Source organism: Pantoea sp. X-Soil-OKNW-556, from assembly GCF_059730695.1.
The window spans coordinates 3,912,789-3,927,345 of sequence record NZ_AP035990.1 but is presented as its reverse complement, the minus strand read 5'-3'; the positions used below and the strand labels follow the sequence as shown (position 1 = coordinate 3,927,345).

The 14,557-nt window shown below is 56.4% G+C and carries 12 protein-coding genes; 2 read left to right on the top strand and 10 right to left on the bottom strand.

Going from position 1 to position 14,557, the window contains the following annotated elements; genetic code table 11:
- Nucleotides 1-48: 48 nt before the first annotated feature.
- The 3 genes from sstT to AC6I8T_RS18175 form a co-directional block, all read right to left on the bottom strand.
- On the bottom strand, nt 49-1,284 hold the full coding sequence (gene sstT, locus AC6I8T_RS18185; protein WP_415175686.1) for a serine/threonine transporter SstT: 1,236 nt from the start codon (nt 1,282-1,284) through the stop codon (nt 49-51).
- Nucleotides 1,285-1,516: 232 nt separating this feature from the next.
- Complete coding sequence (locus AC6I8T_RS18180) at nt 1,517-2,488, bottom strand: TerC family protein (RefSeq protein WP_036625557.1); 972 nt, start codon at nt 2,486-2,488, stop codon at nt 1,517-1,519.
- A 319-nt stretch (nt 2,489-2,807) separates the two neighbouring features.
- Nucleotides 2,808-3,791 carry a Gfo/Idh/MocA family protein gene (locus AC6I8T_RS18175; protein WP_208724241.1) on the bottom strand — a complete coding sequence of 328 codons (984 nt, stop codon included), beginning with the start codon at nt 3,789-3,791 and terminating at the stop codon, nt 2,808-2,810.
- A 151-nt stretch (nt 3,792-3,942) separates the two neighbouring features.
- On the opposite strand from AC6I8T_RS18175, the gene AC6I8T_RS18170 reads away from it, so the two are divergent.
- A complete protein-coding gene (locus tag AC6I8T_RS18170; RefSeq protein WP_021183512.1) occupies nt 3,943-5,631 on the top strand; it encodes a chloride channel protein in 1,689 nt (562 codons plus the stop codon).
- 42 nt (nt 5,632-5,673) lie between these two features.
- On the opposite strand, the gene AC6I8T_RS18165 is transcribed toward AC6I8T_RS18170, so the two are convergent.
- The 6 genes from AC6I8T_RS18165 to AC6I8T_RS18140 all read right to left on the bottom strand — a co-directional run bounded on the left by AC6I8T_RS18165 (nt 5,674) and on the right by AC6I8T_RS18140 (nt 11,127).
- Nucleotides 5,674-6,054 carry a Rid family hydrolase gene (locus AC6I8T_RS18165; protein ID WP_497834215.1) on the bottom strand — a complete coding sequence of 127 codons (381 nt, stop codon included), beginning with the start codon at nt 6,052-6,054 and terminating at the stop codon, nt 5,674-5,676.
- Between the two features lie 36 nt (nt 6,055-6,090).
- Nucleotides 6,091-7,449 (bottom strand): MFS transporter, encoded by a 1,359-nt coding sequence (locus tag AC6I8T_RS18160; RefSeq protein WP_208724239.1) that lies wholly within the window; start codon nt 7,447-7,449, stop codon nt 6,091-6,093.
- A gap of 51 nt (nt 7,450-7,500) precedes the next feature.
- Nucleotides 7,501-8,196, bottom strand: coding sequence for an SDR family NAD(P)-dependent oxidoreductase (locus AC6I8T_RS18155; protein ID WP_208724238.1), 696 nt, complete (start codon nt 8,194-8,196; stop codon nt 7,501-7,503).
- A 13-nt stretch (nt 8,197-8,209) separates the two neighbouring features.
- On the bottom strand, nt 8,210-9,499 hold the full coding sequence (locus tag AC6I8T_RS18150) for a flavin-containing monooxygenase (RefSeq protein WP_208724237.1): 1,290 nt from the start codon (nt 9,497-9,499) through the stop codon (nt 8,210-8,212).
- Nucleotides 9,500-9,630: 131 nt separating this feature from the next.
- Nucleotides 9,631-10,554, bottom strand: coding sequence for a LysR family transcriptional regulator (locus AC6I8T_RS18145; protein WP_021183507.1), 924 nt, complete (start codon nt 10,552-10,554; stop codon nt 9,631-9,633).
- A gap of 72 nt (nt 10,555-10,626) precedes the next feature.
- Entirely contained in the window at nt 10,627-11,127 is a 501-nt protein-coding gene (locus tag AC6I8T_RS18140; RefSeq protein ID WP_208724236.1) for a M48 family metallopeptidase, read from the bottom strand.
- Between the two features lie 81 nt (nt 11,128-11,208).
- On the opposite strand from AC6I8T_RS18140, the gene rlmG reads away from it, so the two are divergent.
- Nucleotides 11,209-12,327, top strand: coding sequence for a 23S rRNA (guanine(1835)-N(2))-methyltransferase RlmG (rlmG, locus tag AC6I8T_RS18135; RefSeq protein WP_208724235.1), 1,119 nt, complete (start codon nt 11,209-11,211; stop codon nt 12,325-12,327).
- Here the strand turns inward: rlmG and AC6I8T_RS18130 are convergent, their stop codons facing one another.
- Nucleotides 12,328-14,331, bottom strand: a complete 2,004-nt coding sequence (locus AC6I8T_RS18130; RefSeq protein ID WP_497834214.1) for an NADPH-dependent 2,4-dienoyl-CoA reductase — start codon at nt 14,329-14,331, stop codon at nt 12,328-12,330.
- Nucleotides 14,332-14,557 lie beyond the last annotated feature (226 nt).

Genomic DNA, 14,557 nt, shown 5'->3' with positions numbered 1-14,557 from the left:
GATGCAGGAAAAAAAACGCGCAATGAATCGCGCCGCTACGGGAAATAATTATACTGCGGTGCGCGTCTCGCGTTCTGCTTCGGCCTGACATACCGCCGCGGTAAACAGAATATCGGTTGACGAGTTCAGCGCGGTTTCGGCTGAATCCTGCAACACGCCAATAATAAAGCCCACCGCAACCACCTGCATCGCCAGATCGTTGGGTATGCCAAACATATTACAGGCAACCGGGATCAGCAGCAGGGACCCCCCCGCCACCCCTGAAGCGCCACAGGCGCACAGCGAGGCCACCAGGCTAAGCAGAATCGCCGTCGGCACATCAACAGAAATCCCCAGCGTATGCACTGCCGCTAGCGTCAGCACGGTAATGGTGATTGACGCACCCGCCATGCTGATGGTGGCACCCAGCGGAATCGAGACTGAATAGGTGTCTTCATCAAGGCCCAGGCGTTTCGCCAGCGCCATATTCACCGGAATATTGGCCGCGGAACTGCGGGTAAAGAAGGCGGTGACGCCGCTTTCGCGGATGCAGGTGAATACCAACGGGTAAGGATTGCGGCGGATTTTGTTGAACACCAGCAGCGGGTTGACCACCAACGCCATCAGCAACATACAACCCAGCAGCAGCGACAGCAGGCTGGCATATTCCCACAGCGCATCAAAACCGGTGGAGGCAAGAATCGATGCCACCAGGCCGAAAATACCCAGCGGCGCACAGCGGATCACGCAACGTACCACCCAGGTCGCGGCGTTTGAGGCATCATTGAGGAAAGCTTTGCTGCTCGGGCTGGCGTGCCGGAATGCCAGGCCAAGCCCCAGTGCCCATACCAGAATACCGATGTAATTAGCATTCATCAGGGCATCAATCGGGTTCGCCACCATACTCATCAGCAGCCCATGCAATACCTCAGCGATCCCGGACGGCGGGGTGATTTCAGTTTTACCGACATTCATCGACAACATTTGCGGGAACAGATGGCTGAAAATCACCGCCACCACTGCCGCAAAGAAGGTGCTGAGCAGATACAGCATGATAATCGGGCGGATATTGGTTTTCTGCCCTTGCTGATGGTTAGCAATCGAGGAGATTACCAGCACCAGGACCAACAGCGGTGCCACGGCTTTCAGCGCGCGAACGAACAGTTCCCCCAACAGGCCGACCGCCAGCGCGGCATCACGCGAGAACCAGGCCAGCGCCACACCGGCAATCAGACCCAGCATAATTTGTTTTACCAGGCTGCCCGCAAACAGCGCGCCCAGACGTCCAATGATGTTTGTTTGCATATCACGATCTTTTTATATGGCGGTAATAAGTTTGCTGCGCGGAGCCACCACGCAGCCCTAGTTTAACGGGCGGAGTATAAGGAAAACATGCGTTGAAGAAAGAGAAAATTCTGTCTTTGTGGGAATGATTGGATTTTCGATCTGCTAATGATGTTATCTGTGACAGCAGTATAAAGTGTGACTGTTTATGGTGGCAAAATAAAGCAGGGGCGATTAACGCCCCTGTAGCAGATTATGATGATATCTTCTTCTGGTCGTTTCTGCGGTTAACCCAGGCATTAATCAGCAGTGTTCCCCCCAAAATCACCCCAACCACCGTCAGCGAAACCCCTACCGGAATATGCCAGAACTCGACGATCAGCATCTTGATACCGATAAACACCAGCACAATCGCCAGACCGTATTTGAGCATTGAGAATCGCTCGGCCACGTTTGCCAGCAGGAAGTACATGGCACGCAGACCGAGGATGGCGAACAGGTTAGACGTCAGCACGATAAACGGATCGGTGGTGACGGCAAAGATTGCCGGGATACTGTCGACGGCAAAGATCACGTCGCTCAGCTCCACCATGATCAACACCAACAACAACGGGGTGGCGAACAGCACACCGTTTTTACGCGTGAAGAATTTCTCACCTTCCAGACCATCGGTCATGCGCAGGTGCTTACGCAGCCAGCGCACCAGCGGTTTGTCGCCGACTGCGTTGTCATCTTCTTCTTTCGCCAGCGCCATTTTCAGGCCAGTGAACAGCAGGAAGGCACCGAAGATATACAGAATCCAGCTGAACTGCGTAACCAGCCAGCTACCACCGAAAATCATGATGGTACGCAGCACGATCGCGCCCAATACGCCATAAATCAACACACGACGTTGCAGTTGCGCCGGAATAGCGAAGTAGCTGAACAGCATCAACCAGACAAAGACGTTATCGACTGCCAGCGCTTTTTCCAGAATATAACCGGTGAGGAAAGCGAGGGTTTGGGCGGTGGCAACCTCGCGCCCGGCGGTGCCGTTGAGGTACCACCAGAAGGCGGCGCTGAACAGCAATGAGATGGAAACCCAAACCAGCGACCAGACAGCCGCTTGTTTGAATGACATTGTTTGTGCGCCGCGACGTCCCTGAAGAAAGAGATCGATCGCCAGCATGATAAGCACTACGACAGCAAAGCTGCCCCAGAGTAGTGGTGTGCCTACAGATTGCATAAGCGTATCCTGTCCTGAAAATAAAAAAGGCTGATGTCAGAAGACGTCAGCCGCTTTATTAGGTATAAGCAAACCTCGCCTTCCGGCAAGGTCTCACTTACAACTCAGAATAGATTCCGCGTTGCCTGATGACCGGATGGGCAAATAGCGCATCGTAATGACGATCAATCAGCTTACAAGTTACTCCCCTTTGCTGTTGCGTAAATTACGTGCTGCAAAGTGAATAAGCAATAAGATGTCGGAAATATTTAGACATATTTACACAACAAACCACATTCCGTAGCGGCGCGATTTATCGCGCAATTTCGTGCGCGTATCATCAATTAACCTGATCCGCCGGGAAAACCACGCCAGTCTGGCGGCGGATTTCCGTTAGCAGCGCTGCGGTGATCCGCGACGCCTGCAACCCCGGGTGTTCCACCAGGCCCTGGCTTACCCGTTGCGCAAAGGTTTCGGCCTCATACAGCATCGAGTTGATATGCTGTGGTTGGGTCAGATTCTGGCTCTCGCCGCCACGCGGGGTAAAACGCAGTTGCTGGCACTCGGAAATTTTCTCGATCACCAGCGAACCTGCTTCGCCCTGAATCTCACTCGGAATCAGTGAATCGCTGACTTTCGAATGCAAAATCGTCACATCAAAATCGCCGTAGCCCAACACCACCACGCCGTGCGCATCCACACCGCTTGCCAGCAGTGACGCTTGTGCAGTGACCCGTTGTGGTTCACCCCATAACGTCACAGCCGCTGCGAGGCAGTAGTAACCAATATCCATGATCGAACCATTGGACCAGCGCGGATTAAAGGTATTGGGGTTTTCACCATCAAGATAACGCTGATAACGTGATGAATACTGACAATAATTAAGCAGCGCTTTGCGCAGCTTGCCGACCTGCGGTAACGCTTTTTGTAACTGCAAAAAAGTGGGCAGGCTGGCAGTTTTAAAGGCTTCGAACAGCACCACTTTGTTGTCACGCGCGCAGGCGATCATCGCTTCTGCTTCACGCAGGTTGGAGGACAGTGGTTTTTCGCAGATCACATGCTTGCCGTGCGACATAAACAGCAGCGCCTGCTCGCAGTGCAATGCATTGGGGCTGGCGAGGTACACCGCGTCAATGGCATCGCTGGCGGCCATCTGTTCCAGCGAGGTGAAGGTTAGCGGGCAAGGATAATCTGCGGCGAACGCTTCAGCCTGCTGCTGGCTGCGCGAATAGATGGCGCTCAGTTTCATTTTGCCGCTTTCATGTGCGGCGTCGATAAACTGGCGGGTGATCCAGTTGGTTCCCACAATAGCGAAGCGAATCACGTACGGTTTCTCCGGCAAGGGTAAAACGGCAGAGTAACACGCTGACCCGGTGGCGTAATTAGCAAACGCAGGCGAAATTTGATCCTGAGATCCGCATTCCAATATGATGATGCAGCTACGATTTTTAACCCGGAAAGAAGAGGACGCGCGGGTGAGCGGAAGTAAAAATGCCCTGAACTGGACCACATTGCTGATTGCTATCCCCGTGGGGTGTGCGGCCTCGCTGGTCACGCTGGCTTTTCGTGGGGTGATCGATCTGATTAACCGTTTGTTATTTAACAGCGATAACGAAATCACGGTGGCGATGCACGCCTGGCCGTGGATTTTCTGGCCGCTGTTGGTTGGCGCGGGCGGCCTGTTGGCCGGGTGGTTTTTACGTTATGCCGTGACCATCGAGCAGCAGGAAACGGTGAAAACCGATTATCTGGAGGTGATCAACGCCCGGCTGGATGCGGTGCCGACCAAAACATCGCTGTTTCGCGCCCTGTCATCGATCGCCAGTATCGGCAGCGGTGCCTCAATCGGTAAAGAAGGGCCGATGGTGCAGCTCTCGGCATTGTGCGGCAGCCTGATCGGGCGCTGGTTGCCAAAATCGCTTGGCCTGCGTAACAGCGATATTGTGGCGATGGCCGCCGCAGCCGGACTTTCGTCGGTGTACCACGCACCGCTTGCCTCGGCCATTTTTGTCGCGGAGATTGCCTTTGGCATCTCCGCGTTGCAACGTCTGATCCCGCTGGTGATCGCCTCGGCGGTTGCGGTGATGACCATGTGGTCGCTGGGATTCCGCAGCGCGCTTTATCCGCTTTCCAATGTGACTTTCCAGATGGATATCACCAGCCTGCTGCTGACGGTGGTGATTGGGCTGGCATCCGGGCTGGCCGGCTGGTTGCTGATTAAATTGATTGCGCGCAGCAAGACGATGTTCAGTCGGGTACGTTCCCTGCCGCTACGGCTGGGCGCTGGCGGGTTGGCGGTGGGCTTTCTGGCGCTAATCTCCACCGATATTCTGGGTAACGGCTATGAAGTGATCGTCAAAATCATCGATGGTCATTATCTGCTGGGTGGCTTGCTGGCGTTGTTGGTATTAAAAATCCTGGCGACCACGCTTTCGGTTGGCTCCAATGCGGTCGGCGGGTTGTTCACCCCTTCGTTACTGATTGGCGCGCTGCTGGGGGCGTTGCTGGCAAGTTTAGGGGCGGTGTTGCATCTGCCGGTCGGCGATACGTTGTTATACGCGGCGGTCGGTATGGCGGCGGTGCTGGCGGCCGTCAGCCAGGCACCGTTAATGGCGATGCTGATGGTGCTGGAGATGACGCTTAACAGCAGCCTGCTGTTCCCGTTGATGATTGCGTCGGTGCTGGCCTCGATGCTGGTGTACCGCCTGCAATCCGCCAGTACCTATCCGGTGGTCAGTGGGCATCTGAGTCGTTCCGAAGCCAAATACGATTTCGATAATATGCGTGTCGACCAACTGATCATTCCCGGTGCCGCCTTGCAGCCAGAGGAATCGGTGGGGCAGGCGCTGGCGGTCAGCTCGCTGAAGCGTGAGCGTTATGTCTATGTCATCAATGCCAGCGGCCAGTTTCTCGGCGTAGTGTCGATTCACGATATTGCGCGCAAAGTGCTGGCGGAGGAGATCACCCTGCATTCACCGGTCAGTACGGTGATGGACAGTAATTTCCCGTGTATTTATCAGAACCAAAGCATGCGCGAAGGGTGGGAGGCGTTTGCCCGTGTCACGCTGGAACGTCTGCCAGTGCTGAATAACCCGCAGGAGCGCCGTTTCCTTGGCGCGTTGACCAAAACCAGTCTGATTCAGAAGGCGCAGGAATTTTTGTAATTCTGCCACGCGCAGCGCCCGATGCAGGGCGCTGCTGGCGGCTTAACGAATGGCGTAGGTTTCAATTTCTACCCGCTGCCAGGTTCGCAGCATCGAATCCACCTGCACGATGGTGCTGGCCGGACGGATGGTGCCAAAGGTTTCAAGATGCGCCTTTGCCACCTTTTCCGCATCGTTGATGTCACGGACATACACCACGGTACGAACCACATCCTCCATTTCCATATCCGCCTGCTGAATCACGCTGGCGATGGTGTTCATGATCGATTTTGTCTGCTCGTAAGCATCGGCCTTTTCAAAGTCAGGCGTGGCGCAGGTGCCTGAGATATGCAGCTGATTGTCGGCTTTGACCGCCCGTGAGTAACCAAAAACAGACTCATAGGCACCGCCGGAAGAGATTTTAACTTTCGTGGTCAGGGGCATTTTATGCTCCATAGATACACAGGTGATAAAGAGAGGTCAGGACGGCAAGGGCTTGCCGGTACGGTCCTGCATTTTCCACAGCGCCAGCAGACCCAGCACCGCGCCGCCCATCAGGTAAAACGCCGGAATTAGCGTGATACCGGTTTTTTCGATCAGCCAGGTATTCACCAGTGGCGCGGTGCCGCCGAGCAGTGAAACCGACAGGTTGTAGCTAATGGCGAAGCAGCTGTAGCGTACGGTGGTGCCGAATAGCGAAGTCAGGGTGGCAGGGATGGTGCCCTCGAAGAACAACATGCCGAGAATTAACACCGCCATACCGATGACGATCGCCGCCAGGCCATGACTTTGAATCGCCCAGAATACGGGGATCGCAGAAAGGATAATCAGCACACAGCCGGTCAGGAGCATGCGCTTTCTGCCAAACCGGTCACCCAGCATGCCGAACAGCGGGATAAACAGCAGCAGCGCGAGGGTTGCAATCAGCGACAGCCGGGCGCTGAATGCGGCGGATTTCCCCATAAAGCTCACCAGGTAGCTCGGGATATAACCCAGCACGATGTAGTAGTTGATATTGAAGGTGGCGACCAGACCGGCGCAACGCAGCAACTGCGGCCACTCTTTAAGGAATAATGTCCAGCGCGCCGGGGACTGCGCTTCGGCGCGGGCTTTACCGGCCTGCATTTCACGAAATACCGGGGTTTCATCGACGCGCAAACGGATAAACAGCGCGACAATGCCCAGCAATCCGGCAATCACAAACGGCACCCGCCAGCCCCAGGCAATCATGGTGTCATCGCCCAATGTATTGCTGATCACATTGACGATAACCCCGCCCACCAGGAAGCCGGAAATGTTGCCAAACTCCAGCCAACTGGTGAAAAAGGTGCGGCGTTTATCCGGGCTGTGTTCGGCGATAAAAATGCAGGAGCCGCCATATTCACCGCCGGTGGAGAGTCCCTGCAACATGCGCATCAACACCAGCAGAATCGGGGCGGTGATGCCTATGCTGTGATAACCGGGGATCAGCGCGATGCAGAGGGTGGCAATCGACATCAGGCTGATGCTGGCAACCAGCGCGGTACGGCGGCCATATTTATCGCCAATCGGGCCAAACAGAAAGCCCCCTAACGGCCGGATAACAAATCCGGCGGCAAACGCCGCATAAATGGCGATCAATTCGTTGTAGCTGTTGCTGGTGGGGAAGAAAACTTTTGCCATCGTCATCGCCATCGAGGAGTAGATAGCGAAATCGAACCATTCCACCATATTCCCCAGCGTGACGCCGGTGACTGCGCGAGTTAAATTACCGTCGCGCGCCATGTGACGCGATGTCGGTCGCTCCTTTACATAGCGAACTGCTCCCTGAAGTGCTGGATTTATTGTTTGTTGTTTCATTGTCTTACCCTGTCTGTTTGAAGTGGAGTACGACGCCTGTGAAAAAAATGCTTAACGCATATAACTGCCCCCGGAGATAACCAGGGTTTCGCCGGTGATATAGCCCGGTTGTGAACTGAAGGCCCACACCCAGTCGGCGATCTCTCCGACACTGGCCGCACGCTGCATCGGCACGGCTTTAACACCTTCATGAATACGCCCGCTTTTTAGCGTGCCTTCGGTCTCGACCCAGCCGGGGGCGATGGCGTTCACCACGATTTTTTTGCCAACCAACTCAATCGCCAGCGATTTCACCAGCGACACCACCGCAGCTTTCGAGGCGCTGTACAACAGCTGACCCGGCGAGACGGCAAAGGCATCGACTGAGGCAAACATCAGCAACGCGCCACCCTGTTCGCTGATAAATTCGCTGGCGACTTTGGCGGTATTTACGCTACCCAGCACGTTGACGTCGAAAATCTGGCGATAGAGCGCATCGTTGCTGCTCTCCAGCGTGGAAACCGGAAAAATCCCCGCAGCGTTGATCAGCGCGCTAACGCGACTGCCCTGGAGCGCACCGGCCACCGCGTCGCGTAACGCGCTGTAGCTGGTGATATCAGCCACCACCGGCGTGATGCCGGGTTGTGGCGGTATTTCGCTGCGATCGATGGCGATCACCGCCCAGCCTTCGCGCTGAAACTTCTCCATCACGGCTTTGCCCATCCCGGAGGCGGCACCGGTGACCAGGGCAACAGGTTGTTTGTTCATGGTTTTTCTCCCGTCAGGCGGTTAAGGAAGCGTTGTGCAACAGGCTGCTATGCATGGTTTCCAGCAGATCCAGCGTGCGCCAGGTTTCATCGAGGTTGGCTTGCCACAGACGGCGCACGATATCGATACGCGCCTCATGCGGCTGCTGGGCCGCCAGCAGGCTGGCGATGTTGGGGATGCCCTGTTCACGCAGCTGAATCATGCGCGCGATAAGCCGCGTTTGCTGGCAGTAGGTCGGCCATTGCGGGCCGCGTGGGGCAGAAAGCCCGACAAAATAGAGGTTCTCCAGCGTGGTCGGCAGGGTCATGGCGGCGGTGCGTAACGGTACGCCATCCTGCCAGTCGAGCAGGGTCGCATCGAGGAACGGTAAACGGGTGTGAAAACCGGTGGCCCAAAGAATGCTGTCGTATTCTGTGGCGCTGCCATCGCTGAAATGCACCGTTTTGCCGTCGATATGATCGATGGCCGGACGCACGCCGATACGGCCATGCTGAATCCAGTACATCAGCAGGGTGTTGACCACCGGCGGCTGTTGTTCGAGGTCCCAGCTTTCTGGTTGCGGCATGCCGGGATAGTTTTCCCAGCGGCCCACGGAGATCATGGTCAGCACTTGGGTGACCGCATTCTGCATTTCCGGCGGTAACTGATTAAGGAAAGGAATTTCAGCGCGCGGCATACCAAGCAGCGCCTTAGGCTGGAACACTTGACCCCGGCGAATCACGATATCGGTAGTCAGACGATGCTGAGCGGCGTCAACTGCCAGGTCGCAGCCAGAGTTTCCGCAACCCACCACCAGCACCTTGCCTTGCAGCTGATCGGTGTTGCGATACTGGCCGGAATGCAGCGAGATACCGCTGAAGTGGCTAGCTTCTGCCGGGAACGCGCAGTCCCACAGGTGCCCATTGGCGACCAGCACGCCCTGGTAATGACGTGTCTGACCATTTACCGTCACCTGCCAGCCTTCGCTACCTGCCTTACCCAGCGGAACAATGCGTTCAACCGTGCTATTGAAATGGATTTGTGCTCTGAGGCCGAAGTGGTCGGCGTAGCTGTCGATGTAGTGCCGCACCTGATCGCGGCTGGGATAGACCGGCCACGACTCGGGCATTGGGAAGCCATCAAAACCGGAGCTTTTTTTCGGGGTAATCAGATGCAGGGCATCGTAGTCATGATGCCAGTGGCCACCGACCTGGCCACTTTTCTCAAAGCAATCAGCGTCGATACCCAGCTCTTGCAAGGTGCGTAGCGCCGCCAGACCAGCAGCTCCTGCACCAATCACACAATAGCGCGCCTGTGATGTCATACGTCTCTCCTGCAAAGTTATTGCAACATTGGGGTAACGTGATTGACATAGTTTTAAGCGGCTATTTGCACGGGATGAATAGGGTTATGATTTTGGTTCATATAGGTTTGCCCTATACCCAGCGTTTTCCATCAGCATTCGATATGGCTGTACGCCATCTGTACCTCCTGCAAATAACGTCGCATCAGTTGCATCATTTCGCGGGTGGCGGATGAGATCGCGGTATCGGCGCGGTGGATAAAGGCAAACACCTCAAAAGCCGGAGGCTCGATCGGCACCCACTTGAGTTTGTCGCTATAACCCAGGTGGTGGAGGATCGGACGCGTAGCGATAAGATCTCCCAATCCCCGTGCCGCCAGTTCCAGCGCGGTAGCCTGGTGCTCCACTTCAATAATCGGCTCCAGCCGTGCGCCAATCTCCTGCGCCCGTTGGTTGAGCAGACGGCGAATCGGATCGCTGTTATGCCAGGTGGCTTCGCTGAGGATCAGCGGGGCGTTGAGCAGCGCCTGCATATCCTTACTGCCTTCCAGCCGCGCGTCGCTGGCTGAGATATAGCCAATCTGCGTGGACCACACCGGTTCACTGATCACCAGGTTTTTGTTGTTCACCGGCAGCATCACCAGACCTGCTTCAATTTCGCCATCAATTACCGAGCGCGCGACCTCCGAGGAGTTGGTTCCGACCAGTCGCATCCGCACCCCCGGATAGCGCGCGCGGAACTCACAAATCAGATCGGCCAGAAAATATTGGTAAGCGGAACTGAAGGTGCCAAACGAGGCGAGACCATCCTTGAGCTGGCGCACCGACTGCACCGCTTCGTAGCCGCGTTGTGCCGCCTGGGTGGTGGCGCGGGCATGGGGTTCGAGACGTAGTCCGGCTTCGGTCAGGATCAGACGACGGTTGGTGCGAATAAACAGATGGGTGCCCATCTCGCTTTCCAGTCGCAGAATCTGGTCGGACAACGACGGCTGCGAGATATGTAACGCCTCAGCCGCTTTCGAGATGGTGCCAAAATCGATAGCGGCAAGAAAATAGTTCAGCTGCTGAAGTGTCATTGCGCCAACCCATTAAGTGAGGGAAATCAGACGCCTCTGAGCATATGCGCTACCACAGGAAAAGCAAACCGGTCAGGCGGCGTTGCCGCGTAGCGCCTGGTCGGTCATCCACAGCCGCGCATCGAACTCCAGTTGATGGTAATCCGGCTCCATATGACAGCAGAGTTGATAGAAGGCTTTGTTGTGATCTTTCTCTTTCAGGTGCGCCAGTTCATGCACCACGATCATGCGCAGGAAGGGTTCCGGTGCGAGGCGGAAAAAGGTGGAGATGCGGATTTCCGCTTTGGCTTTCAGGTTGCCGCCCTGCACGCGGGAAATGGCGGTATGCAGGCCAAGGGCGTGCTTCATCACCTTGATTTTATTATCCCAGATAACTTTGCTCACCGGCGGCGCGCTGCGCATATAACGGCTTTTCAGGCTTTGCGTGTAGTCGTACAGCGCTTTGTCGCTCACCACATCGTGGGTATCCGGGTAGCGCTGCTGGAGAAAAGCCCCCAGACGTTGGTGGTCAATCAGCGTCTGGACCTGGGTGAGGATATGTTCAGGGTAGCCCTGGAGGTAGATTAATGACATTGGGATTCCCGGCGAAAGACAGTATACTGCGCCCCCTTTTTAGGGCGAAAATCGCGCAAAGTGTACCACGCCGGAGATTCCATGAGCCAACTTGAACTGACTGAACGCACCCTGACGTTGCACCGCTTTCCACCGATGCGTGAAGAAAGCCCGTTGCAGGCGTGGGATGCGGCAGATGAATATCTGTTGCAGCAGGCGCTGCCGGATGGCCCGGTGCTGGTGTTTAACGACAGCTTTGGCGCGCTGACCTGCGGATTAAATCCGCGCCAGGTCTGGCACGTCAGTGATTCCTGGCTCAGTCAGCAGGCGGCACGCCAGAATCTGCATCTTAACCAGCAGGATGAAGATCAGGTAACGTTCCTCGACAGCCTGGCGGCATTACCGTCGGCCCCGGCGGCGGTATTGATCAAAATTCCTAAGACGCTGGCGCTGCTGGAACATCAGCTGCGTGCGTTGCGCGATGTGGTCACCCCGGACACCCTGATTCTGGCGGCGGCAAAAGCCAAAGATATCCATAGCTCCACGCTGCAACTGTTTGAACGTATTCTCGGCGAGAGCAAAACCTCGCTGGCGTGGAAAAAAGCGCGTCTGATTTACAGCCGCTACACCGCGCCCAAGCTGCCTGACCTGGCGCAAACCACTGTCTGGCCGCTTGACGGCACCGATTATCAGATCCACAACCATGCCAACGTGTTCTCCCGCAGTTCGCTGGATATTGGCGCGCGCTTTTTTATGCAACATCTGCCGCATGATATCGAAGGGGAGATTGTCGATCTTGGCTGTGGCAATGGGGTGATTGGCCTGATGGCGCTGGAGCAGAATCCCCAGGCGGAGGTGCTGTTCTTTGACGAATCGTACATGGCGGTGGCATCCAGTCGTCTGAACGTTGAAGTGAACCGACCGCAGGATGTGAATCGCAGCCAGTTCCGCGTCAATAACGTGTTGAGCGGCTTCCCGTCCGATCGTCTGCACGCGGTGCTCTGCAACCCGCCGTTCCATCAGCAGCATGCGGTGACTGACCACCTGGCGTGGCAGATGCTGCGTGATGCCAAACGATGTCTGCAATATGGCGGCGAGTTGCGCATCGTTGGCAACCGCCACCTCGATTATCACCACAAAATGAAGAAGCTGTTTGGCAACTGCACGCTGGTGGCGTCGAATGCCAAGTTTGTGGTGCTGCGTTCGGTCAAACTGCGTTAATCACAGGCTGAGCGCCAGCTCGGTGGCTTGTGCGATGGCGCGGCGGGCATCCAGCTCCTGCGCCACATCGGCCCCGCCAATCAGCCTGACCTTTTTGCCGCGCGCAGTGAGCTGATCTGCCAGCACCCGCAGCGGTTCCTGACCGGCACAAATCACCACGTTATCCACCGCCAGCACCTGGGTTTGGTCCTGATGACGCAGGTGCAGACCCTGGTCGTCAATCTTCAGATACTCCACATCGCCCCACATGGTGACGCCGTGGGCCTGCAAACTGGCGCGATGAATCCAGCCGGTGGTGCGCGCCAGCCCGGCACCCGGTTTGCCAGATTTACGTTGCAGCAACCAGATCTGCCGATCAGCGGGCAGCGGCTGGGGGGGAATCAATCCGCCACGAGCCGCCAGTGCGCGGTCAACGCCCCAGCTTTGGTAGAAATCTTCGTGATGACCTGCCTGATGCAGCAGATATTCTGCGGTATCAAAACCGATGCCTCCCGCGCCAATAATGGCCACCCGCTTGCCGACCGGTTTTTTATCCCGCAATACGTCGAGATAGCTGAGTACGCACGGATGATCGATGCCGGGTAACGTCAGTTGGCGCGGCGCAATGCCGGTGGCGACGATCACTTCATCGGCGTCCTCCAGTTGGTCGGCGCTGACGCGGCACTGGGTATGAATCTCCACGCCAGCGGCCTGGAGTTGGTGGCGGAAATAACGCAGCGTTTCGCTGAACTCCTCTTTGCCGGGGATCTGACGGGCGATATTAAACTGCCCGCCAATCTGCGCCTCGGCTTCATATAGCGTCACCTGATGCCCGCGCTGTGCCGCCTGCAAGGCAAATGCCATACCCGCCGGTCCTGCGCCCACCACCGCCAGCCGTTTGGGTTGAGTGGCAGCAGTCACCGGCATCAGCGTTTCATGACAGGCGCGGGGATTGACCAGACAGGAGGTCACTTTGCCGACAAAAATCTGGTCGAGGCAGGCCTGATTACAGGCGATACAGGTATTGATCGCTGCGTCATCACCCGTCTGGGCTTTGCTGACAAAGGCGGCATCGGCGAGAAACGGGCGCGCCATCGACACCATATCCGCAATGCCGTCACGTAACAGCTCGGCAGCCACCGCCGGATGGTTGATGCGGTTGGTGGCAATCACCGGCACGGAAACGCGCTCGCGCAGGTGTTTGGTCACCCAGGCAAAACCGGCGCGTGGCACGCAGGTGGCGATGGTTGGAATACGCGCCTCGTGCCAACCGATGCCGCTGTTAAACAACGTGACGCCGCACTGCTCCAGTTTTTCCGCCAGATCCAGCGTTTCATGCAGCGTGCTGCCGTTGTGCACCAGATCCAGCATTGAGATGCGAAAGATAATAATGAAATCGTTACCGACCGCCTCGCGTACTGCACGCGTCACCGCCAGCGCGAAACGTTGACGGCGTGACACATCGCCACCCCAGTCGTCGTCCCGCTGGTTGGTGTGCGCTACCAGAAACTGGTTTATCAGGTAACCCTCTGAACCCATGATTTCGACGCCATCGTAACCGGCCTGCTGAGCGAGGCGGGCGCATTGGGCGAAGTCGGCGATGGTTTGCCGAATATCAGCGTCGCTCAATGCCTGGGGCATAAACGGATTGATCGGTGCTTGCAACGGTGAGGGGGCGACCAGATTGCGCTGATAACTGTAGCGTCCGGCGTGCAGGATTTGCAGGGCGATTTTGCCGCCCCCGGCATGTACCGCATCGGTGATGGTGCGATGCCAGCCGCACTGACTTTCCTGATTAAGAATGGCCCCACCCTGGGCGACCACTCCTTGCGGATTGGGCGCGATACCGCCGGTAACAATCAATGCCACCCCTTCACGCGCGCGCTCTGCATAGAAGGCAGCGAGCCGGGATGCGCCATCGGCATGTTCTTCCAGGCCGGTGTGCATGGAACCCATCAGAAAGCGGTTTTTGAGTTGGGTAAAGCCTAAATCCAGCGGAACAAACAACTCAGGATGCGGAGTCATAATCACTCATAAATTAAGTGGTCGGATGAGTTAACTTTAGCGTCAATTAATTGGGAAGGAAGTGCAATGCATCCAGCTTGTGAGAAGTGTCAAAAAAGCGCGATAAATCGCACCGCTACACCAGGGGTCCACGCGCAATTTATTGCGCGATCTTGCCTCCGACGCTGAATCAGCTTGCCCGTATCACGTTATGCGTAACAGCTTTTCCGTAACATGGTTTTGAGTG